This is a genomic window from Chromobacterium sp. ASV23 (assembly GCF_016428945.1).
Taxonomy (GTDB): domain Bacteria; phylum Pseudomonadota; class Gammaproteobacteria; order Burkholderiales; family Chromobacteriaceae; genus Chromobacterium; species Chromobacterium sinusclupearum.
Genome location: NZ_JAELTR010000006.1, coordinates 28,937 through 51,564, shown reverse-complemented (window position 1 = coordinate 51,564; position 22,628 = coordinate 28,937). Strand labels below are relative to the sequence as shown.

Genomic DNA, 22,628 nt, shown 5'->3' with positions numbered 1-22,628 from the left:
TTTCGGGAAACTGAAAAGATCAGCGAAGCGCATGGCGCATGGCGGCGCAACGCAAGATCAGGGGGGGCTGGCGGCGCTTAGTCGAAAGCCTGGCAGACATCCACCCACTGCCCGGCGGTGATGTCGATCAACTGGCTGGGACTGATGCGCACCGCGCTGTGCACGGCGCCGGCGGCGGGCAGGATTTCGTCAAAGGCCTGAATGGATACGTCGAGGTAAATCGGCAGTTCGCGCGCCAGGCCGAAGGGGCAGACGCCGCCCACCGGGTGGCCGGTGATCGCTTCCACGTCCTGCGGCGGCAGCATTTTGCCCCTGCCGAAAGCGTCCTTGAACTTGCGGTTGTCGATGCGGGCATCGCCGCGCGCCACCAGAATCACCTCCCGGCCATCGTTGAGGCGGAAAGCCAGCGTCTTGGCGATGCGGCCGGCCTCCACGCCGTGGGCGGCGGCCGCTTCTGCCACCGTGGCGGTGCTGACCGGCAGCTCGATGATTTCGATGTCCAGCTGGCGGCTGGCGAAAAACTGGCGGACGGACTCCAGGCTCATGGTCTTGTCTTTGCAAGTAAAATCCACAAGCTATCTTATCCGGCCGCGCGCGCCAAGACCGTTCAGTGTCCCTGCGTGATCTCCGTGAGCTTGTCGGCGATGTCCTGCGACGTGGCCGCCTGCTCCTCCGCCGCATTGGCGATCTGCACCACGAAGTCGCGCATATTGTTGATTTCGCGGACGATGGCTTCCAGGGCTTCCTCCGCGCGCAGGAAGTCGCTCTCAGTGGCGGCTACCGTGTTGCGGCCTTCTTCTATGGCCTTCACGTTTTGCTGCACTTCGGTCTGGATCATGCGGATCATTTCACCGATTTCCTGCGTCGCCTTGGCGGTGCGTTCCGCCAGTTTGCGCACTTCATCGGCCACTACGGCGAAGCCGCGGCCCATTTCTCCGGCGCGCGCCGCTTCGATGGCCGCGTTCAAGGCCAAGAGGTTGGTCTGATCGGCAATGTCCTTGATCACGTTGATGATCTGGCCGATGGTCTCGGAGCGCGTGCCCAGCGAAACCAGGCTGTCCGCGGTGTGGCGCACCATGGTGCCGACGCTCTTCATGCCGTTGCTGGTTTCGCCGACGATGGCGGAGCTCTTGCGGCTTTCCGCCAGCATCAGGTCGGCGGATTCGGAAGCGGAGGAGGTTTGCACCGCCACGTTCTGGATGGTGGCGCTCATCGCCTGCATGTTCTCGGAAAGCTCGTTGATGCGCGCCTCCAGGAATTGCCGGCGCTTGTCGTTTTCTTCCTGCAATTGGCGCGCTCTTTCCTCGGCCGACACGTCTTTGAAGCTGGCCATGAAGCAGAGCAGCTTGCTGCCATCCTGCCGGCTCCAGATCGGGAAGACCTTGGTTTCGAAAATGACGTCGCCCACGGGGATCAACGCGCTGTGAAACGGCATTTTGCGGGCGGCCAGGTCCGCCAGAATCCTGCGGTTGTGCGAGGGATCGCGATGGAACTGATGAATGGTGTGATTCATCGCCTGATTCACGTCGACGCCAGCGCGAAAGCGCTGATTCAGCGAGGCATGGTGCTGGTTGAGCACGTCGCGCGCGGTCTTGTTCATATAGAAAATCACATTGTCCGGACCGGTATCGCACAACATGATCAGATTGTCGCTGTTATCCAGCACGCACTGAAACTGATGGATGGTTTGTTCCAGATCTTCCGACTGCGCGGATTTTTTGAACCAGCCTGCCATGGCCACCTCCTGCGAACGATGATATCGGGCGTGGCTGACGAGATGGCGATGCCTGGACTGCCAGTAGGCGCTGCGGCTTGCGGGATCTTGTCGGACACGCTGAAAGCAGGGCGCTGCTTGCGGCATGCGCGCCAGCCCAGACGCCTGTCAATGCGATGCATTTAGTTAGGACTATCTCAATCAATCATAAGTGTTTTTGCTGAAGATGCAGCCCGGAATGCGCGCTGAACAGCGGCGTCTTAACAAGCGCTGAGGCGGGTGGAACAAGCTGGCGGCTCAGGCGTCGTTCAAAGGCAAGGCGAGGGTTTCCTTGACCTCTTCCATTACCACATAGCTTTTGGATTCCTTGGCCGATGGCAGCTGCAGCAGGATGTCGCCCAATAGCTTGCGGTACATCGACATGTCGGCGATGCGCGCCTTGATCAGGTAGTCGAAGTCGCCGGATACCAGGTGGCACTCCAGGATTTCCGGGATGCTCAGGATCTCGCGGCGGAAGGCGTCGAAGATGTTGCCGGACTTGGCCTCCAGCTTGATCTCGACAAAGACCAGCAGCGAGCCGCCCAGCGCGTGCGGATTGAGGCGGGCGTAATAGCCGTCGATGATGCCGTCGCGCTCCATGCGGCGCACCCGTTCGGTGCAGGGCGTGGTGGAGAGTCCGACTTTCTCGGCCAGTTCGGTCATGGCGATGCGGCCGTTTTTCTGCAGGATGCGCAGGATTTTGCGGTCCATCTTGTCCAGCGCTTTGCCGGAGGAAGTGACAGTCTTCATTTTTTCACTGCTTACGCGAAAAATTCTTATTAGTCATCTATTGATTCTCGTCAATTTCAGTGAAAAAAACCAGATATCAATGAATATACTAGCGGAATTCACTAGCTGTAGTGACATGGCTACAAACGGAGAGGGAATCATGAAGGTAATCGTGCTGGGTGGCGGCGTTCTGGGCGTATCGACTGCGTGGTATCTGGCCAAGGCCGGCTGTCAGGTGACGGTGCTGGAGCGCCAGGATGGCGTGGCGTTGGAAACCAGTTTCGGCAACGCCGGCCAGATCTCGCCCGGCTACTCCGCGCCTTGGGCGGCGCCCGGCATTCCGCTGAAGGCGATCAAGTGGATGTTCCAGCGCCATGCGCCGCTGGCCATCAGCCCGGACGGCAGCCTGTACCAGCTGCAGTGGATCGCCAAGATGCTGGCCAATTGCAATGAAAAATCCTATGCGGTGAATAAGAGCCGCATGATGCGCCTGGCCGAGTACAGCCGCGACAAGATCAAGGAGCTGCGCGCCGAGACCGGCCTGGATTATGAAGGCCGCCAGGGCGGCACGCTGCAGTTGTTCCGCAGCCAGGCCCAAGTCGACGGCATGGCCAAGGACATCGCCGTGCTGCGCGAGTGCGGCGTGGACTTCAATGTGCTGGATCCGGACGGCTGCGCCCGCGTCGAGCCGGCGCTGGCGGCGGTCAAGCACAAGCTGACCGGCGGCCTGCAGTTGCCCAATGATGAAACCGGGGACTGCAATCTGTTCACCAGCCGCCTAGCCGAACTGGCTCGCGCCAAGGGCGTGGCATTCCGCTTCGGCGTGACGGTGGACGCCATCCTGAACGATGGCAAGCGCATCACCGGGGTGCGTGTCGGCGACGAGACCCTGACCGCCGACCATTACGTGGTGGCGATGGGCAGCTACTCGCGCGATCTGGTGCAAACCCTGGGCATCGACATCCCGGTGTACCCGGTCAAGGGCTATTCCTTGACGGTGCCGATCACGAATCCGGCCGCCGCGCCGGTGTCCACCATCCTGGACGAAACCTACAAGGTGGCGATCACCCGCTTCGACAATCGCATCCGCGTCGGCGGCATGGCTGAGCTGTCCGGCTACAATCTGGAATTGAACCCGCGCCGCCGCCAGACGCTGGAAATGGTAGTGGGCGATTTGTACCCGAACGGCGGCGACATCCCGGCCGGCACGTTCTGGACCGGCCTGCGCCCGATGACGCCGGACGGCACGCCCATCGTCGGCGGCACCCGCTACGCCAACCTGTCCCTGAATACCGGCCACGGCACGCTGGGCTGGACCATGAGCGCCGGCTCCGGCAAGGTGCTGGCCGACATCATCACCGGCGTCAAGCCGGAAATCAGCATCGATGGCCTGTCCATGCAGCGCTACGCCAAGCAGGGCGAAACGCTGGTGGTGCCGGTGATGCGCCCGTCGGTACAAGGGGCGTGAGGCGATGCGTCCCCTGATCGCGACGATACGGCTGGACAATCTGCGGCATAACTACCAAGTGGCTCGCGCCGCGCATGGCGACAGGACGCTGGCCGTCTTGAAAGCCAATGCCTATGGCCACGGCGCGGTGCGCTGCGCCCAGGCGCTGGCCGACATCGCCGACGGCTTTGCCGTCGCCTGTCTGGAAGAGGCTCTGGAGCTGCGCGCGGCCGGCATCGCCCACCCCATCCTGTTGTTGGAAGGCGTGTTCGAAGCCGAGGAGCTGAAGGCGGTGGACGAGCACCAGCTGTGGCTGGCGGTGACCAGCGAGGAGCAGCTGCGGATGATCGAACAATCCGCGCCGCAGAAGCCGTTCAACGTCTGGCTGATGCTGGACTCCGGCATGCATAGAGAAGGCTTTCTGCCGGAAGCCTATCACGCGGCCTGGCGCCGGCTGGAGGCCAGCGGCAAGGCGGGCACGATCACCAAGATGACCCACTTTGCCCGCGCCGACGAGCCGGAGCTGCCGATGACCGCGGCGCAGCTGGAGCGTTTCGACGCCGTTGTTCGCGGGTTGCCGCCGGGTGACGAGTCGGTGGCCAACTCGGCCGGCATCCTGTGCCACCCGCGCGCGCAACGCAACTGGGGCCGCGTCGGCATCGCGCTTTACGGCGTGACGCCGCTGCCGGCCGGCTTCGAAGATGCTGCCGACTTGCGTCCGGTGATGCGTTTCAGCAGCCGGGTCTTCGGCGTGCGCGAGTTGGCCGCCGGCGAGCCGATAGGTTACGGCGACAACTTCGTCACCGACCGGCCTACCCGCGTCGGCCTGGTAGCCTGCGGCTACGCCGACGGCTACCCGCGCCGCGCCTCCAGCGGCAGCCCGGTGCTGATAGACGGCCAACGTTCTCGCTTGATCGGCCGGGTGTCGATGGACATGCTGACGGTGGATCTGACCGATCTGCCTGAAACCGGCATCGGCAGCGAGGTAGAGTTGTGGGGCGATGTGGTCTCGGTCAACGAGGTGGCCGCCCACGCCGGCACCATAGGCTACGAGCCCCTGTGCAACGTCAAGCGGGCGCATTTCGATTACCGCTGAAACATGCGCGGCCGCCAAAAACAACAGCCCGGCATTAGCCGGGCTGTTGTTTTGCAACCTAACGTTCAGTTTTTCTGTATGACCAGTTTTTCTACCCGCTGCGTCGCATCGCGCGTGCGCTCGGCCAGCTTGCGCACTTCGTCCGCCACCACGGCGAAGCCGCGGCCGGTCTCGCCGGCGCGCGCCGCTTCGATCGCGGCGTTCAGCGCCAAGAGATTGGTCTGGTCGGCGATGGACTGGATGGTGCTGACGATGGCGCCGATCTCGGACAGGCTCTTTTCCAGTTGCTGCCGCTGCTGGCTTTCGCTGTCCAGCGCGGCGGAGCGCTTTTCCGCGTCGATGTCGATCAGCGCGCCGACCACGCGCAGCGGCGTGCCGTCCGGTGCGCGCCGGGTCTGGCCGCGGGCGCGGAACCAGTGGTATTCGCCGTTCTTGCATTGCAGCCGGTATTCGAGATCATACGGCGTCTGGCCGCTGCGGTCGCTCAAATGGGCGGCGAAGGCGTTCAGCACGCCTTGCTTGTCTTCGGGATGCAAACGATTGGACCAGCTCTCCAGCACGTTCGGAAAATCCTGCTCGGTGCTGAAGCCGAGCAACTGGCGGAACTGCGGCGACCACCAGAAGGCGTTGTTGCCGCTGACCGGATTGGCGGGGTCCACTTCCATGTCCCACAGCCCCTCGGCCAGCATGGCGCTGCCCAGTTCGAAGCGGGTCATGGTCCGCTCCAATTGCAACTGCTGCGCGCGCCATTCCGTGATGTCGGCCAATGACCCGGCCACACGCAAGGGCACGCCCTTGTCGTCGCGCAGCGTGGCGCCGCGGGCGCGGAACCAGCGGTATTCGCCGTTCTTGCATTGCAGCCGGTATTCGATGTCGTACGGCGTCATGCCGCTGCGGTCGCTCAGGTGCGCGCCGAAGGCGTCCAGCACGCGTTCGCGGTCGTCGGGGTGGAGGCGGCCGGCCCAGCTGCCCAGCACGTCCGGAAAATCGCGCTGGTCGTTGAAGCCCAGCAGCGCGCGGAACGTTTGCGACCACCAGAACACATTGTTGGGGTTGAGCGGGTCGCCGGCCACTACCGACATGTCCCACAGCCCCTCGCTGGCCGCGCGGTTGACCAGGTCGAAACGGACGCTGAGCAGCGTCAGTTGTTCCTCGGCCCGGCGCAACGCGTCCTGCAGTTGCGTCAGCTGGCGGTCGGCGGCCTGGCGTTCCGCGTCGGCTTCGTTGATTTGCCGGTCGCGTTGCTCCCATACGCGCGACAGTTTTTCTCCCAGAGCGCGCCAGCGCTCATCGCCGTGAATCTGCCATCTGGCCGATTCTCCGCGCAGTACGGCTTCGGCGGCGGCATCCAACTGGTTGATCATCTTGTTTCCGGCAAACCACATGGCATTCCCCCTGATGCGCTGTTCAGATTTTCAGCATAGCCGGACGTCATGAATGTGGAATTAGGTATAACTACTTGCGACCATCACAATCACTTGCTGCGGCGTATGGCGTGGCAGGTGCTATTTCGATATATGATGCCGGTTTAACAAAAATACCTACTGTCATCTGTCAGAGGCGCTGATAGATGACCTTGAATCTTTCGCAATGTCCGCGCCGGCCGCTCCGGCGCGGAATCGGAATCGACTCCGCGTGATGAAACACTCTTGGATATTTTTCGGCTTGCTATGTTGCGCCGGCCCGCTACGAGCGGAAACCCATCCCTTGCCCCCGGATTTGCGAATGGGGGATGACGATGCCCGGCGTTTGCTGCAGGACTCCAGCCGACAATTCGACGATTTGATCCGGCAGCAAAAGCTGCGCCAGTTGCAAGGCGGCGGCAGCGCGGCGGAAACCGCCAGGCAACCCGTGGCGGCCGGCGAGGCTTGCCTGCCGGTGATGGGTTTGCGCCTGGCGGGCATCACCTTGTTGACGCATGAGGAAGTTGCCGCGCTGGGACTGCCCCAGGGTGATTGCCTGGACGTCGGCGAGTTGAACCGCTTCAGCCGCGCGTTGACCGCGCTTTACCTCGACAAAGGCTATATCGCCGCGCGGGTGTTGGCCGAGGGGCCGAACGCGAATGGCGTGCTGACGCTGCGCGCGGTGGAGGGGCGGGTGGCGGCGATTCGCAGCGACGATGCCGCGTTGCGGCCCGGCAATCTGTTCCCCGGCATGCAGGGCAAGCCGCTGAATGTGCATGATCTGGACCAGGGCTTGGATCAGGCCAACCGGCTGCGCTCCAATCACGCGACGGTGGATGTGCTGCCCGGCGACGGCATAGGAGATTCCATCTTGCAGTTGCACAATCAGCCGGATTCGCGCCTGGCGGGCGGGCTGACGCTGGACAATACCGGGCGGGCGTCCACCGGGCGCATCCAGGCCGGCGCCAACCTGGGCTGGGACAATGTCACCGGTTGGTCCGACTTCCTCAGCCTGTCGGCGCAGACCACCACGGAAAATCCCGCGCTGCGGCACAGCCGCAGCGAGTCACTATTCTATTCGCTGCCTTATGGCTACTGGACGGCCAGCGCTTTCGCCAGCCGCTCCGATTATTTGAACCCCTTGCAGCTGGCGTATAGCGCGGTGCAACTGTCCGGCTCCACCGTGCAGAGCGGCTTGCGGCTGGACCGCGTGCTGACGCGCGACCAGGGGCATATCCTGACCGCGGACCTGCAATTGACGCAAAAGCGGGTGCGCAACTATCTGCAGGATGCCGAGATTCCAGTCAGCAGCCCCAGTCTGACCGTGCTGGAGGCCGGGCTGTCGAGGATGACGGTGCTGTCGGGCGGCGTGTTGCAACTGGAGGGCGGCTTGCAGCGCGGCACGCGCTGGATGGGCGCGGATGCGCAGGACACGCGTTTCCCCGGCACGCCTGATCCGCAGTTTCTCAAGCTGCGCCTCAGCGTTAATTGGCTGCAGACCATCGCCTGGCCGGGCGGGCCGTTCCAGCTGCAATCCAGCCTTTCCGGCCAAGCCAGTCGCGACCGGCTGCCCGGCGTCGAGCAGCTGGATATCGCCGACAGCAGCGCGGTGCGCGGTTTCCGCAATAATGCCTTGCCTGCCGAAACCGGCTGGTACTGGCGCAATACCTTGTCGCGGCGTTGGCAGCTTGGCGCCTTCGCCGTCACGCCACGGCTGGGTTTGGATGGCGGCCGGGTATTGCAGCGCGGCGGCAACGAGACCTGGCAGGACATCGCCGGCGCGGATATCGGGATGGCGCTGACGCGGGGCGGCCTGACGCTGGATCTGGATTACAGCCGCCCGCTGCGCCAGCCGCAGGGCTGGTTGCCGGAAGGGCACATCCTGTTTGCGCGGCTGGCGTGGCAGTGGTGAGGGCAAAGTGTTGTAAATGCGCGGAAAATAATTGAAATAATATTGTAAAATTGTGTTTCGATTGATTTGATTTAAAAAACCCCTTAGATTCTAAACTAAACACTTGTTTTATTTGGTCGCAGGCCACGTCAAGAGGGCCGACGAACCTGGATTCGAGGGGATTATGATGAAAAAAAGCAGATTCGATTTGTCCGTGAGCGGCAAAATCGCCGCGGCGCTGACGCTGGCCTTCGTGCTGGCCGATGTGGTTCAGGCTGGCGGCATCGTGGCCGCCGGCGGCAATGGCCAGCAGCCGCAGGTTTCCACTGCCGGCAATGGCGCGCAGGTGATCAACATCACCGCGCCGACGGCCGGCGGGGTGTCGGTCAACCAGTACCAAGACTTCAATGTCGGCAAGCCGGGCGCGGTGTTCAACAACGCCTTGCAGGCCGGCCAGTCGCAGTTGGCGGGCCAACTGGGCGCCAATGCCCAGCTTGGCGGCAACCAGGCCAGCGTGATCCTGAACGAGGTGGTCAGCCGCAACCCGTCCTTGCTGTTGGGCAAGCAGGAAGTCTTCGGCAAGGCGGCCGACTATGTGCTGGCCAACCCCAACGGCATCGCCTGCAACGGCTGCGGCTTCATCAACATCCCCCGCGCCTCCCTGGTGGTGGGCACCGCCAATCTGCAAAACGGCGCCATCTCTTCACTGCAGGCGGCCAATAACGGCAACGCGCTCAGCATCAATGGCGGCGGCGCGTCCGGCGTCAACGTGCTGGACCTGATTGCGCCGCGTCTCGATATCCGCGGCAATGTTTCCGCAAACGACGCCATCCGCGTCCGCGCCGGCTTCAATACCGTCGATTACGCTAGCGGCCAGATCACTGCCACCGCCGCCGCGCCGGACGGCGTGGGCAAGCTGGACAGCTATTTCCTGGGCGCCATGCAGGCGGGCCGGATCAATATCGTCAGCACCGCGGCCGGCGCCGGCGTCAATGTCGGCGGCAATCTGTCCGGCGGCGACGAACTGACGGTCAACTCAGCCGGCGCGCTGGCGGTGCAGGCGGCCCAGCTCAAGGGCAAGCAGTTGGCGTTGAACGGTGCCAGCGTGGACATCTCCGGCCGGGTGGACAGCGAAACCAGCAACGACAGCAAGCATGACGAAAGCTGGTTCATCTGGAAGACCGGCGAGAGCAACAGCACGTCCAGCAAGACCGACGCCAGCGTCAAGCGCGCGTCTCTGCAGGGCGACAATGTGTCGATTAGCGCCAGCGGCAACGCCCATGTCGGCGCGGCCGACATCCAGGGCCAGGACGTCAAACTGTCCGCCGCCAGCGTCAATCTGGACGGCCAGCTGGCGCAAAGCAGCGCCAGCAGCAGTGATCACGCCTGGAAGAATTCCTGGGCATTCAACCAGGACAAGAGCAGCGCCACTCAGGAGCAATCGGTGGCGCGCATCAAGGCCGGCCACGACGCGGACATCTCCAGCACCGGCGGCGACATCGTCATCGCCGGCGCCAGCGTGCAGGCCGGCAACAATCTCAAACTGAACGCCGTGGGCGGCGTTCAATTGTCTGCGTTGACCGAAACCGATACCAGCAGCGACGTCGGCAATCGCAAGAACGACGGCGCGGCGCTGGAAACCGGCAGCTGGAACAACAGCAGCTCGCAGCAGCGCTTGGTGCAGGCGCAATTGCGCGCCGGCAACGCGCTGGGCGTGAGCGCCAGCGGCGACATCAACGGCCAGGCCGCCATTCTGCAATCCGGCGGCGACGCCATCCTGTCCGCCCAGGGCAAAGCCACGCTGGCGACGCAAACCAGCGCCAACAGCAGCAGCGTGCAGAACGGCAAGACCTACTGGGGCGGCATCGGCGGAGGCGGCAACCAGAACAACAGCAATAGCGCCACCCTCAATACCGGCAGCGCGGTGAATGCCGGCGGCAAGCTGTTCATCAACGGCGACGCCGGCATCGCCATCAACGGCAGCCAGGCCAAGGGCGCGCAGGGCGCATACGCCAAGACCCAGTCCGGCGGCGTGGTGATCGACAGCGCGCTGGATCTGACGCAGACCGATACCGACCAGCGCACCGGCACCGCGTTCAATATCACCAGCAGCTCCAGCAAGGGCAGCAGCAGTCAGCAAACGGCGGTCGGTTCGGCGTTGAAGTCCGATGCCGATCTGCAGCTGATCTCCGCCGGCGACGTGGCGGTGACGGGCAGCCTGCTCAAGGCCGCGCAGGCGCTGGACATCCAGGCGGTGGGCGACATCAAGGTGGCGAGCCAGGCATCCGAAACCCATAGCCAATCCAGCGACACCCAATTGGCGCTGCGCGGCGTCGGCGCCGAAACCGGCGACAAGCAATACCGCGGCGGCGTGCGGCTGGAACATACCAGCACGGACCAGCAACTGGACCAGACCAGCCAAAGCTGCTCGCAGCTGTCCGGCGGCAGCGTCAAGCTGGCGGCCGGCAATGATCTGACGGTGACGGGGTCCAAGCTGGAGAGCGCAGGCGACGCCAGCCTCGCCGGCCAGAACGTCAGCCTGAACGCGGCGCAGAACACGAGTCACAGCGACAAGGCCACCACCGTGACCGGCGGCGGCCTGTACCTGACCGGCGGGCTGGACAAGGCCGGCGCCGGCATCGAGTTCGGCCAGAACAGCAACCGCGCCGTCAGCGACGGCAGCACCGCCCAGGCGACCGAAGTGAAGACCGGCGGCAAGCTGGACATCACCGCCGGCAACGGCATGGGCGGCGTGCAGAACCAGGGCAGCCAGATCAAGTCCGGCGGCGCGGTGAATATCGCCGCGGGCGACGTCAGCAACCAAGCGGCCGTCAATCAACAATCGACCCAGCAGACCAGCAGCCATTGGGGCGTGGATGTCGGCGTCAATGTCGATTACAGCGGCATCACCCGTCCCATAGCCAATGCAGGCGGCAGCGTGGCCAAGGGCGATGTGGCCGGCGCGGCCGGCCAGGCGGCCAATCTCGGCGCTGCCAATCTGGGCGTGGACGTCAGCGCCACGGGCGGCAGCGGCAAATCGCAAAGCCAGAGCAGCACCGCGCAGGCCACCAGCATTGCCGGGGCGTCGGTCAATGTGACTGCCGGCGGCGCGCTGAAGGATCAGGCCACCCAGTACCAGGCGACGCAAGGCCCAGTCAGCATCAGCGCGGACAGCCACCAGATGACGGCGGCGGCCAATACCCAGAGCCAGGGCAGCCAGAGCAGCGAAGGCGGCGCCACGGTGCGTGTTTACACCACGACAGGCGAGGACATCAACGTCAAGGGCAGCGGCCAGGGCAGCTACAGCAGCAGCCAGAGCGCGTCCAGCAACGCGGTGACCGGCTCCATCCAGTCCGCCAGCGGCGTGAGCATCAAGGTGAACAATGATGCGAGCTACCAGGGCGCGGCCATCAACGGCGGCAGCGGCCAGTCCAGTATCCAGACTGGCGGCAAGCTCGCCCTGACCCAGGCTGACAATACCAGCAGCAGCCAACAGCATACGGTGGGCGGCGCGGCGGGTTTGACCATCAGCACCAGCCCGATCGATGGCGGCAATAAACTCGGCGGCAGCGGCAATCTGGCGGTCAACAACCAGCAGAGCCAGGCAGCCAGCAGCCAGGCGGTGACCGGCTCGGTGCAGTCGGCCGGCGGCATCGCGCTGACATCCGGCAATGGCTTGACCGTGCAGGGCGGCAGCCTCGCCAGCGGCGGCGACATCAAGCTGCAGTCCGACGGCAAGGTGAGCCTGCAGGCGGCCAATGGCAGCGACAGCAAAACCGGCAGCGGCTGGGGCTTCAGCGTCAACGCCGGCGGCAACAACAGCAATGGCAAGGATGCGTCGGCCAAGGGCTTCAATGTGGGCGGCGGCGTGCAGCTGTCCAGCCAGAATGAAGCCAACACCGCTCAGTCCGGCGCGCAGGTGACAAGCGGCGGCGCCTTGAGCGTCAGCAGCGGCGCCACCGGCAACAACGCGGTTGCGCTGCAGGGCAGCCAGTTGACCGGCAAAACGGTCAACGTGAGCGCCGACAATGGCGGCATCAGCCTGCAATCGGCGCAGAATGGCAGCCAGAAGAATGACTGGAGCGCCAATGCCAATCTGGGCGGCGGGGCAGGCAACAGCGTGGCCAAGGAAAACGGCCAGCCTAAGGCCGATGGCGCGAGCAAGACCTATCAGGCGAACGGCGGCTTCGATGTCAAAGTCGATCAGCAGGACAAGCTGACCAACGCCAACGCCGCCATCAAGGGCGATCAGGTCAATTTGAAGGCCGATGGTCAATTGACGCTGGCCGGCGGCAACATCAACGCCGGCAAGGTGGATGGCAGCATCGGCGGCAATGTGGTGGTGCAGAGCCAGCAGGACCGCAACAACAGCAATCATGTCGAGGTGGGCCTGAACGTCAATAGTTCCAACGCCAAGAACCCCAGCCTGGTGGATCAGGCGGCCAATCTGACCGGCCCGCTGTCCGGCAAGGTGAAGGAAAAGGCGACCGACGCGGTGAACACCGCGGCCGACAAGGTGGAAGACAAGTACAACAGCTTCGCCTTCAAGAACGGCCTGAAGGAAGACACCACCCAGCCGGTGCCGTTCAGCAAGGATGCGAACGGCGGCAGCGTGACGCTGCCGGCGCAGCCGACCAGCGGCGAGGCCAAATCCGGCGTGGTGGACAGCGCCTTGCGCAAAGGCGGCAACACCTTGAAGGACAAGCTGCTGAACCCGCAGGACAAGGGCACCCAGGTGTCCGCCGTGATCGACGTCAGCGTCAAGTCCGATAATGGCGTGGGTACGGTCAGCGCGATCAGCGGCGATCAGGGCGTCAACCTGGCGGTGGGCGGCAAGGTGCAACTGACCGGTGGCCAGATCGATTCCAGCGCCGGCAAGGTGAGCCTGGGCGATGCCAAGGTGGAGACCGCCAATATCCAGACCAGCAGCTACACCGGCACCGGCGGCGTCAAGCTGGACGGCACGCCGGCGGCCATCATCCAGCAGGCGGTCAAGGACGTGACTTCCGGCAAGGCGCCGCTGATGCATGTCGATATCGACAATCAGAAGCAGACGGTGACCGGCGAGGTGAAGTCGGGCACTTGAGCAGGGCGTTCCGCCTTGCGCAATCAAAAACGGCAGCCTGTGGCTGCCGTTTTTCGTGGCGCGGATCAGAACCGGCCTTCGCTGTAATCCTCCATCGCCTGCTCGATTTCCTGGCGTGTATTCATCACGAACGGTCCCCATTGCACGATGGGCTCGTTCAGCGGTCTGGCTGCCAATACCAGCAAGCGGCTTTCCGCGCTGCCGTTGAGCAGCTCGACGCCATCTCCGTCATTGTCCAGCACGGCGAGCTGGCGCTCTCCCATCACGCTGTCCGCCACCTGTACCGCCCCCTGGTAAAGATACAGGAAGGCGTGGTGGCCGGATGGCAGCGGCAGCCATAGGCGGTTGCCTGGGCGCAGCGCGATGTCCAGGTATAGCGGGTCGGTCACCGGGCGCTCGATCGCGCCCTGTCGGCCGTCGAAGCGGCCCGCCAGCAGCTTCAAGGTGTTGCCGTCCGCGTCTTGCCATTGCGGGATATCCGCTGCCGGGATGTCGCGGTAGCTTGGCGCGGCCATCTTGTTGGCGGCCGGCAAATTGATCCACAGCTGGAAGCCGTGCATCAGCCCATCCTGCTGTTCCGGGATTTCCGAGTGAACGATGCCGCGTCCAGCCGTCATCCATTGCATGCCGCCCGGGCCGAGCAGGCCTTCGTTGCCGGCGTTGTCGCGGTGGCGCATGCGGCCATCCAGCATATAGGTCACGGTTTCAAAGCCGCGGTGCGGGTGGCTGGGGAAGCCGGCGATGTAATCGTCCGGGTTGTCGGAGCGGAACTCATCCAGCATCAGGAACGGGTCAAGCCGCCGTTGCAGCGATTGGCTCAGCACCCGCTGCAAGCGCACGCCGGCGCCGTCTGAGACTTCGCGGCCGTTGACCAGTTGTTCGACTTTTCTGCTGAGGGCGGGCATGGCCATCTCCTGTTCCGAGGTTGATGCTGCCATTTTCCTGGTGGGAAAATAGATTAAAAAGCGCAAAATTTAGTGGTTAATGATCGGAAAATTAGATGCTTTAGGCTGCCAAGGACTCATCTGGCAGCAATGGCTGCACGGCAAGCCGTTGTGGAGGAGGGCAGTGTTGCCTGGGCGGCGGAGGGGCGGCATCGCAGCCGGTATCGGTTGGCGGCGATGGCGCGGCTGCGCAAGCGATGGGCGTGGGTTTGCCGCTGCGCGCGGCATCGAGCCGCGTGACCGACGGCCGCCGGCAAGCCGGCGCGGTGCGCAAGGCCGCGCTATGGCTGGCGCAGGATGAGCCTTTGCGCCGTGCGGCGGCGGTCAGTGATTGGCCTGCTGGCCCTTCAGATAGCTTTCCAGCGCATGGCCGGCGGACAGAATGTGGAAGCGCAGGAACTCGGCAGCCTCGTCCGCCTTGCCTTGGCGGCACAGTTCCAGCAGGCGGGTATGTTCCTCGTGGGCCCGCTCCATGGTGCGGGTGAACAGGATCTGCATCCGGGTATAGCGGTCGGTCTTGTTGTGCAGCTGCTCGATCAGCGCCAGGGTATTGGGGCGGCGCGCGGCGCGGTACAGGGCCAGATGGAAGCGGGAGTTGATCTCGCCCCAGTGGCGCACATCGTTGTTGTTCAGCGCCACTTCGAATTCGCGCAGCGTCTGCTGGGCGGCGTCCAGGTCCGCCGCGCTTTGACAGGAGATGGCGGCTTTCAGCAGCGAGCATTCCAGCATGGCTCGCACTTCCAGCAGCTCCAGAATGTCTTCCAGCGACAGCTTGGACACCAGGGCGCCCTTGTGGTCGATGATCTGGATCAGTCCCTCCGCCTCCAGCTGGCGCAGCGCCTCGCGCACCGGCACACGGCTGACGCCGTATTCGTGGGACAGCGCCTCTTGGCGCAATTGTTGGCCGTCAGCGAATTCGCCCGACAGAATGCGGCGGCGCAGAGATTCGGTGACGGCACTGGTAAGCGTCTGGCGCTTGATCGGCTGCAGGGTGGTCATGGTGGGTGTCGTTATCTGTCAGTCAATCGGATACATGCAAATGTATTCGATTATACGGAGCTTCCCTGTTCCGGCAAGCATCTAACTTGAATATTTTTGTCGCGAATCTGTAATTTGCGGAGGAGGGCATGAAAAAAAGCCCGACGGATCCGTCGGGCTTTGAATTTCTGGGGTGGATGATGGGACTCGAACCCACGACAACCGGAATCACAATCCGGGACTCTACCAACTGAGCTACATCCACCGCTGGTGACGCGATGGCCGAAATCTTTGGGGTGGATGATGGGACTCGAACCCACGACAACCGGAATCACAATCCGGGACTCTACCAACTGAGCTACATCCACCGCCGATACGGCTTAGACCACGGCTGGGCCGCAATCAGGAAAATTGTGGGGTGGATAATGGGACTCGAACCCACGACAACCGGAATCACAATCCGGGACTCTACCAACTGAGCTATATCCACCACTGGGTACTGCAATCAAGCAAGCTTGGCGCGCCCGACAGGAATCGAACCTGTAACCCCCAGCTTAGAAGGCTGGTGCTCTATCCGGTTGAGCTACGGGCGCTCTATCGGGCTGCTTGTTGTGTCTGGTCGGGGCGGCGGGATTCGAACTCGCGACCCCCTGATCCCAAATCAGGTGCGCTACCAGGCTGCGCTACGCCCCGAACAGAGACCGCAACTATACGGATGAGGCCGAGGCCTGTCAACGGCTTTGTGCAAATAATTTAGCGGGTTTGCGGGGAGTATTTGCCGCTGTTTTCCGGCTTGCGGATTCTGTCTGGATTTTTCTCTTTATTTATCTTGATCTTAAGAAAAATAAACCGCGGAACCGCTCTTACTGCGCTGCGCAAATAATGCGACAATAGCGCCCGTTATTTATCTGCATCAATATGGGATTCAGGCATGTCGGCACAATTGATCGATGGCAAGGCAGTAGCGGAACGGCTGGTTGAGAAGGTACGCGTGGGCGTGGAAACGCGTCTGGCGCAAGGCAAGCGCGCGCCGGCGCTGGCCGTGGTGCTGGTGGGGGATGATCCGGCTTCGGCAGTATATGTGGGCGGCAAGAAGCGCGCTTGCGAAAAAGCCGGCGTGCGTTCGGTATCGTATGAATTGCCGGCCGAAACCAGCCAGCAGCAATTGCTGGAGATAATCGACGAGTTGAATGCCGATGCCGGCGTGGATGGAATACTGGTGCAGCTGCCGCTGCCGAAACAGATCGATCCGCAAACGGTGATTGAACGTATTGATCCGAAAAAGGATGTGGATGGATTCCACCCGTATAATGTCGGCCGCCTGGCGATCAAGATGCCGCTGATGCGGCCATGCACCCCGCGCGGCGTGATGACGCTGCTGGAAGAATACGGCATCGATCCCAAAGGCAAGAAAGCGGTGATCGTCGGTGCCTCCAATATCGTGGGCCGGCCGCAAGCGCTGGAAATGCTGATGGCGCGCGCCACCGTCACCGTCTGCCACAGCGCCACGCAGAATCTGGCCGCAGAAGTGGCCAGCGCGGACATCCTGGTGGTGGGCGTGGGCATCCCCAACTTCGTCAAGGGCGAATGGGTCAAGCCGGGCGCGGTGGTGATCGATGTCGGCATCAACCGTCTGGACACCGGCAAACTGTGCGGCGACGTGGAGTTTGACGCCGCGCGCGAGCGCGCCGGCTTCATTACGCCGGTGCCGGGCGGCGTGGGGCCGATGACCATCGCCACCCTCTTGCAGAATACGCTGGATTCCGCCAATCTGAATGCCTGAGCCTTATCCGCCGCCCATGCGGCGGTTCTGAGCATGCTCGCCACAGCGGCCGGTGCAGCCGGGCTGTGGCGATTTTGTTTTTCGCCGCCAAGCTGGCGCGAGAGTTGCAGACAGCCGCGCGCGGCTGTTTTAGTATTACGTAAAACTAATTTACAGATTGATCACGGGTTTACTGAATGAGTCACGAGAAACACTCGGCCACGCTGCTGATCAGCGCGCCGGACAAAAAGGGCCTGGTTGCGGCCATCGCCAATTTCCTGATGACCTATAACGCCAACATCATGCACGCGGACCAGCATCAGGATACCAGCGAAAACCTGTTCCTGATGCGGGTGCAGTGGGATCTGGACGGCTTCACCCTGCCGATGGACAGTTTCGCCGCGGCGTTCCAGCCCATCGCCGACGAGCATGGCATGAATTGGAAGGTGTCGCTGTCGGCCCGCAAGCCGCGCATGGCCATCTTCGTGTCGCAGTATGAGCATTGTCTGGTGGACCTGATGCACCGCTGGCGCATCGGCGAGCTGGATTGCGATATTCCGCTGGTCATTTCCAATCACGAAACCTGCCGCCGCCTGGTGGAGTTCAACGGCATTCCGTTCCACGTGATCAAGGTGACCAAGGACAACAAGGCGGAGGCCGAGGCCGAGCAGTTCCGCCTGCTGGAAGAGGCCGGCGTCGATTTCATCGTGCTGGCGCGCTATATGCAGATCCTGTCCGGCGAATTCGTCACTCGCTACCCGGACCGCGTCATCAACATCCATCACAGCTTCCTGCCGGCCTTTGATGGCGCCAAGCCTTACCATCGCGCCTTCGCCCGCGGCGTCAAGCTGATCGGCGCCACCAGCCACTATGTGACCGAGGATCTGGACGAAGGCCCGATCATCGAGCAGGAAGTGACCCGCATCTCGCACCGCGACACGGTGGAGGACCTGGTGGAGAAGGGCCGCGATCTGGAAAAAGTGGTGCTGTCGCGCGCCGTGCGCTGGCATCTGGACAATCGCGTGCTGTCCTACAGCAACAAGACCGTGGTTTTCGATTGAGCCGGCCATGCGCGTGCTGATCGATGATTTGTTCGACCTGTTGCGCTTGCGGGTGAAGCCGCTGGCCGCCTATCAGTATCCGTGGTGGCAGCCGGCGCTGCTGCTGACGCTGCTGGGGGTGATCGCCAGCGGCGATACCACGGAGCTGGGCGGCAATGTCGCCGGCCGCATCGGCTTCATGGTGGCGTTCACCTGGCTGGAGACGGTGTTCTTCACCCGCTTCATCGGCTTCTGGCTCCGGCTGGGCAAGGCCGAGCTGGCGGGGTCGCTGTTTGGCCTGGTGGTGGTGGCCAGCGGCCTGCAATTCATCGAGCCGTTGACCAGCTGGCTGCCGGACGATGTGGCGGCCGGCGCCGACATGCTATTGTCGCTGCTGGGCATGGTGGTGCTGGTGAATGCCTTGTCACAAGTGTCGGGGGTGTCCAAGCTGCGGGTGCTGGCGGGCGTGGTGCTGTTCGCGCCGCTGGCCCTGGTGCTGCTGGCGGCGACGCTGTCCTTGGCCAATACCGCTGGCTGGGTGGATCTGCCGGCCGACATGGTGGCGATGATGCAGGAGAAGGGCGCCGCGAGCTCCGGCGCGGCGGCGATAGCCAAGTAAGCCGCGGCGGGCAGGCAAGAAAAAAGGACACGCTCAAGCGTGTCCTTTTTGTTTTCCCGATGGCTTTAATCCACCTTGGCGATGTAACGCGCCAAGCCCAGCATGGCGCGCAAGGCCTGGCCTTTGGCGGTTTCCTCGTTGCGCAGACGGGCGTAGCGGCGCAGGATGGCGCGGCCTTCGACGAACAGATCCATATCGGTGTCCGGCGATGATACCAAGGCGATGCGTTCGATCTCGTTCTGCGGTTTGGGTTGGCCCTGCGCGATGCACAGGTAGACCTTGTGCGCATTGAACGGGGTGATGTGGTCGAACAGGTAAAGCATCGAGTTGATGCGCAGCCCGGTTTCCTCGCGTACTTCGCGGATCAGCGCCTGCGAGCGAAGCTCGCCTCGGTTGGCTTTGCCGCCCGGCAAGTTGTAGCGGCCGCCGCGGCTGGCGGTGACGAGCACGCCGTCGGGGAGTTCGATGATGGCGGTAGCGCGCCTGGCCAAATCATCGGGCAGGCGGTCATTTTTACGATCTTCCAATACACTCATTCTTCCGAAAATATTGATGTACGAGGTCTGTCGCCTCCTGTGTGAGATCAGTGATTCCAAGAAAACCGCCGGTTGTGCTCCACGCGCGTAGAGCAGGGCCGGCGGCTGCCATGAAGGCTTTAGCCCGGAGGAAACCGGGTTTCAATAAGTAGAATTACTGTCTATTGCAATTCTATAGGATTGACGACGTAAGTCCAGCGCTTTACAGCGCTTTTGCCAGCAGGCCGCCGATGCCGACCAGCAGGCAGTAGAAGCCGAAGGGCCGCAGCGACTCTATCTCGGTCTTCTTGAAGTAGCGCATCAGGAACCAGGTGCTGGCATAGGCGCACAGGCCGGCTACCGCGCCGCAGGCCAGCAGCAGGCCCCATTCGGCAGAACCGTGGCCCTTGTGCGCCAGCTTGGGGATTTCCAGGATGCCGGCCGCGGTAATGATGGGGGTGGCCAGCAGGAAGGAGAAACGGGCGGACGAGGCGTAGTCCAGGCCGTGGGCCAGGCCGGTCACCAGGGTGGCCCCGGAGCGGGAGAAGCCAGGCAGCAGCGCCAGCGCCTGGCCGGCGCCGATCTTGATCGCGCCGGCAACGCTCAGTTTGGATAGGTCGTGCGAGGCGGTTTTCTTTTTCAGCCGGTCGCCCAGCAGCAGCAGCAGGCCGTTCAGGGCCAGGAAGATCAGCACGGCGGTGGTGCTGGTGAACAGCGCGCGCAGCTGTTTTTCCAGCAAGAGGCCCAGCAGGCCGGCGGGGATGGTGCCGGCGATCACAAGCCACATCAGGCGCGCTTCAGGATTGCTGGCGCGGCCGCCCGCCCTGAGCCAGCCGCCGATGAGTTCTATCCAGTCGCGGCGGAAGTAGATCAGCAGCGCGGCGGCGGTGCCCAAGTGCAGCATCACCATGAATGGCAGGAAGTCCGGACTGGTGCGGTTGATCGACCAGTGCAGCCAGTCCGGGATCAGGACGCCGTGCCCCAGGCTGCTGACGGGAAACAGTTCGCTGACGCCCTGGATCACGGCAAACAGCAAGGCTTCGATTGGATTCATGGATTACCCCTTGGAAATGGACTGCGGCTGCCGGCGCGTGAACAGTGGCCGGCTCGCCTGGTGACGGTCAGTCTATGCTAAACGCGGCGGCGTGGCCGCAGGTTTACCCGGCTTTCAATGCTTGTGCCTGGGGTGCGGGTCCGATTCCTGTTCTTCCTGTTCCAGCTGGCGGCGGATGCCGGCGAAGAAGTCATGGATGCCGTGCACGGAGGGCGAGATGGCGGCCAGCAGTTCGGCGCGGACCTCGCTGGAAATGCCGTCCACGAACGGGCGCATGTCCGCATCCGGGTGGCGTTCAAAACCCAGGGCCATGATGGGTTCCAGGAGCGGCGCGCTGTCCGGGGAATCGAACAGCATGCCCCAGTCTTCGTTCAGCAATTCCATGCCGGCGACAAAGCCTTCGCACCAGTCGTTGCCGCGGACTTCGCCATCGGCGCCGGCATCCAGCCAGGGCTGGAATTCGCCGCCGTTCAGCGCCTCGGCGATGTCCTGCCAGTGGCCGCGCAGAAGCGTCACGAACTGTTCCAGCGTTTTTTCGCTGGGAAAGGCCGATTCGTCGTCGAAGGCGTCGCCCAGGATCAGCGGCAGGCATTCCGCCGGGCGGATGGCTTCCGGGCCGGCCAGCAGCGCGGCGAAGAAGCCGTCCAGCTGTTCCAGATTCATGCACCCCTGGTCGACGAAGCGGGACAGGGTGGCGGACAGGCGTTGATAGTCTTGCTCGCTGAGCGCTTGATGCGGCATGGCGGACTTTCCTAGTGGATCAGGCTGCCATTATGCGGCAGGGGAGGACAAAACAAAACCGCCCGCAAGAGCGGGCGGCGGGATGTTCGGGACAGGCTGGCGGTTTGGCTCAGGAGGCCAGCACCAGGCCGGCGATCAGCGCGGACAGGATGCTCACCAGCGAGGAGCCGTAGACCAGCTTCAGGCCGAAACGGGACACCATATTGCCGCGTTCCTCGTTCAGGCCCTTCACCGCGCCGGCGATGATGCCGATGGAGCTGAAGTTGGCGAAGGACACCAGGAAAATGGACAGCACGCCGCGGGTGTAGTCGGACAGGTGGGCGGCCTGGTTCTTCAGCTCCAGCATGGCGACGAACTCGTTGGTCACCAGCTTGGTCGCCATGATGCTGCTGGCGGTCAGCGTTTCGTGCGTCGGCACGCCCATCAGCCAGGCGAACGGCCAGAACACATAACCCAGCATGGTCTGGAAGTTGATGCCGAAGATCGAGGTGAAGATGAAGTTGACGCAGGAGATCAGCGCGATGAAGCCGACCAGCATGGCGGCCACGATCACGGCGATCTTGAAGCCGGTCAGGATGTATTCGCCCAGCATTTCGAAGAAGGACACGCGGTGGGCGTCGCTGCTGATCAGCTCGTCATCGCCGAGGGCGGTGTCGTAGGGGTTGATCAGCGACAGCACGACGAAGGTGCTGAACAGATTCAGCACCAGCGCGGTCACCACGAAGCGCGGCTCTATCATCTGCATGTAGGAGCCGACGATGGACATGGACACGGTGGACATGGCGGTGGCGGCCAGCGTGTACATGCGCTTTTCGTCAAAGGTATGGATGATGTTCTTGTAGGCGATGAAGTTCTCGGACTGGCCCACCATCATCGAGCTGATGGCGTTGAACGATTCGATCTTGCCCATGCCGCTGACCTTGGACAGCACGAAGCCGACGGCGCGGATCACCACCGGCAGAACGCGGATGTGCTGCAGGATGCCGATCAATACCGAAATGAACACGATAGGCATCAGCACCATCAGGAAGAAGCTGAACTCACCCTTGTTCAGGATGCCGCCGAAGGCGAAGTTGGTGCCTTCGCCGGCAAATTCCATCAATTTGGTGAAAACGCCGGAAATGCTGCCGACGATGGCCAGGCCATAGGTCGTGTTGAGCAGGAAGAAGGCCAAGGCGATCTCGACAACCAGCAGCTGCAGGACGGAGCGGATCTTGATGTTCTTCCGGTCGCGGGCGACCAGTTGCGTCAGGGCCAGCACCACAAGGAGGCCGATCAGAAATTGAACGATATGCATGATAAGTGTCGCTTTAGGGTTTCCCGTTGCCGGGGGCGAGTTACGAGCAAGGCATGGGTCCGGCTAAAAGCGCGCCGGCGGATGCCCATTCTTATTGGCGGTGCGGGTCGGCTTCGCAAAGCCGGGGTAGCGCCACGCCTTGCCGCCATGACCGATGGGTGGCGGTTTCGGTGTGTGCACAATGCGCTGAAGTCGCGATAAAAACTTTTCTTTAGATCAAACAATCTGTCTTTATGTGAAGAGAATTTAGCCCGGTTTGACTCAAAGGTCAAA

17 protein-coding genes and 5 tRNA genes are annotated in these 22,628 nt (G+C 62.9%); 7 read left to right on the top strand and 15 right to left on the bottom strand.

Annotated elements, in window-relative coordinates:
- Nucleotides 1–77: 77 nt before the first annotated feature.
- The 3 genes from JHD59_RS04500 to JHD59_RS04490 form a co-directional block, all read right to left on the bottom strand.
- Nucleotides 78–545, bottom strand: a complete 468-nt coding sequence (locus JHD59_RS04500; RefSeq protein ID WP_199153307.1) for a YbaK/EbsC family protein — start codon at nt 543–545, stop codon at nt 78–80.
- Nucleotides 546–607: 62 nt separating this feature from the next.
- Nucleotides 608–1,735: a methyl-accepting chemotaxis protein gene (locus tag JHD59_RS23195; protein ID WP_103319035.1), complete on the bottom strand. Its 1,128-nt coding sequence runs from the start codon at nt 1,733–1,735 to the stop codon at nt 608–610.
- A gap of 276 nt (nt 1,736–2,011) precedes the next feature.
- Nucleotides 2,012–2,503, bottom strand: coding sequence for a winged helix-turn-helix transcriptional regulator (locus JHD59_RS04490; RefSeq protein WP_043622207.1), 492 nt, complete (start codon nt 2,501–2,503; stop codon nt 2,012–2,014).
- A 79-nt stretch (nt 2,504–2,582) separates the two neighbouring features.
- Here JHD59_RS04490 and JHD59_RS04485 point away from each other — a divergent pair, with 79 nt between their 5' ends.
- Both JHD59_RS04485 and alr read left to right on the top strand, forming a co-directional pair.
- The gene (locus JHD59_RS04485) at nt 2,583–3,950 is read left to right on the top strand and encodes a D-amino acid dehydrogenase (RefSeq protein ID WP_368671525.1); all 1,368 of its coding nucleotides are present in this window, start codon (nt 2,583–2,585) and stop codon (nt 3,948–3,950) included.
- A gap of 4 nt (nt 3,951–3,954) precedes the next feature.
- Nucleotides 3,955–5,025: an alanine racemase gene (gene alr / locus JHD59_RS04480; protein ID WP_199153306.1), complete on the top strand. Its 1,071-nt coding sequence runs from the start codon at nt 3,955–3,957 to the stop codon at nt 5,023–5,025.
- Between the two features lie 65 nt (nt 5,026–5,090).
- On the opposite strand, the gene JHD59_RS23190 is transcribed toward alr, so the two are convergent.
- Nucleotides 5,091–6,410, bottom strand: coding sequence for a PAS domain-containing protein (locus tag JHD59_RS23190; protein WP_103319039.1), 1,320 nt, complete (start codon nt 6,408–6,410; stop codon nt 5,091–5,093).
- 340 nt (nt 6,411–6,750) lie between these two features.
- On the opposite strand from JHD59_RS23190, the gene JHD59_RS04470 reads away from it, so the two are divergent.
- Both JHD59_RS04470 and JHD59_RS04465 read left to right on the top strand, forming a co-directional pair.
- Nucleotides 6,751–8,340 (top strand): ShlB/FhaC/HecB family hemolysin secretion/activation protein, encoded by a 1,590-nt coding sequence (locus JHD59_RS04470; RefSeq protein WP_199153305.1) that lies wholly within the window; start codon nt 6,751–6,753, stop codon nt 8,338–8,340.
- Nucleotides 8,341–8,506: 166 nt separating this feature from the next.
- A complete protein-coding gene (locus JHD59_RS04465; protein WP_199153304.1) occupies nt 8,507–13,405 on the top strand; it encodes a hemagglutinin repeat-containing protein in 4,899 nt (1,632 codons plus the stop codon).
- Between the two features lie 65 nt (nt 13,406–13,470).
- On the opposite strand, the gene JHD59_RS04460 is transcribed toward JHD59_RS04465, so the two are convergent.
- From JHD59_RS04460 to JHD59_RS04430, 7 genes are all read right to left on the bottom strand, one after another.
- A complete protein-coding gene (locus tag JHD59_RS04460) occupies nt 13,471–14,310 on the bottom strand; it encodes a pirin family protein (RefSeq protein ID WP_199153303.1) in 840 nt (279 codons plus the stop codon).
- 363 nt (nt 14,311–14,673) lie between these two features.
- Nucleotides 14,674–15,348 (bottom strand): GntR family transcriptional regulator, encoded by a 675-nt coding sequence (locus JHD59_RS04455; protein WP_043622219.1) that lies wholly within the window; start codon nt 15,346–15,348, stop codon nt 14,674–14,676.
- 168 nt (nt 15,349–15,516) lie between these two features.
- Nucleotides 15,517–15,592 (bottom strand) — tRNA-His (locus JHD59_RS04450).
- Nucleotides 15,593–15,619: 27 nt separating this feature from the next.
- Nucleotides 15,620–15,695, bottom strand: a tRNA-His gene (locus JHD59_RS04445).
- A gap of 46 nt (nt 15,696–15,741) precedes the next feature.
- Nucleotides 15,742–15,817, bottom strand: a tRNA-His gene (locus tag JHD59_RS04440).
- A 26-nt stretch (nt 15,818–15,843) separates the two neighbouring features.
- A tRNA-Arg gene (locus JHD59_RS04435) sits at nt 15,844–15,920 on the bottom strand.
- Between the two features lie 23 nt (nt 15,921–15,943).
- Nucleotides 15,944–16,020, bottom strand: a tRNA-Pro gene (locus JHD59_RS04430).
- Nucleotides 16,021–16,258: 238 nt separating this feature from the next.
- Between JHD59_RS04430 and folD the strand changes: the two genes are divergently transcribed.
- The 3 genes from folD (at nt 16,259) to JHD59_RS04415 (ending at nt 18,748) form a co-directional block, all read left to right on the top strand.
- Complete coding sequence (gene folD / locus JHD59_RS04425; RefSeq protein ID WP_103319497.1) at nt 16,259–17,110, top strand: bifunctional methylenetetrahydrofolate dehydrogenase/methenyltetrahydrofolate cyclohydrolase FolD; 852 nt, start codon at nt 16,259–16,261, stop codon at nt 17,108–17,110.
- Between the two features lie 176 nt (nt 17,111–17,286).
- Nucleotides 17,287–18,150: a formyltetrahydrofolate deformylase gene (gene purU / locus JHD59_RS04420; RefSeq protein ID WP_103319495.1), complete on the top strand. Its 864-nt coding sequence runs from the start codon at nt 17,287–17,289 to the stop codon at nt 18,148–18,150.
- Nucleotides 18,151–18,157: 7 nt separating this feature from the next.
- Nucleotides 18,158–18,748, top strand: a complete 591-nt coding sequence (locus tag JHD59_RS04415) for a hypothetical protein (RefSeq protein WP_103319494.1) — start codon at nt 18,158–18,160, stop codon at nt 18,746–18,748.
- Between the two features lie 65 nt (nt 18,749–18,813).
- Here the strand turns inward: JHD59_RS04415 and JHD59_RS04410 are convergent, their stop codons facing one another.
- The 4 genes from JHD59_RS04410 to JHD59_RS04395 all read right to left on the bottom strand — a co-directional run bounded on the left by JHD59_RS04410 (nt 18,814) and on the right by JHD59_RS04395 (nt 22,355).
- A complete protein-coding gene (locus JHD59_RS04410) occupies nt 18,814–19,284 on the bottom strand; it encodes an NUDIX hydrolase (RefSeq protein WP_052246652.1) in 471 nt (156 codons plus the stop codon).
- Nucleotides 19,285–19,486: 202 nt separating this feature from the next.
- Entirely contained in the window at nt 19,487–20,317 is an 831-nt protein-coding gene (locus tag JHD59_RS04405) for an undecaprenyl-diphosphate phosphatase (protein ID WP_199153302.1), read from the bottom strand.
- 114 nt (nt 20,318–20,431) lie between these two features.
- On the bottom strand, nt 20,432–21,058 hold the full coding sequence (locus JHD59_RS04400) for a YecA family protein (protein ID WP_199153301.1): 627 nt from the start codon (nt 21,056–21,058) through the stop codon (nt 20,432–20,434).
- A gap of 109 nt (nt 21,059–21,167) precedes the next feature.
- Entirely contained in the window at nt 21,168–22,355 is a 1,188-nt protein-coding gene (locus JHD59_RS04395; protein ID WP_103319488.1) for a NupC/NupG family nucleoside CNT transporter, read from the bottom strand.
- Nucleotides 22,356–22,628 lie beyond the last annotated feature (273 nt).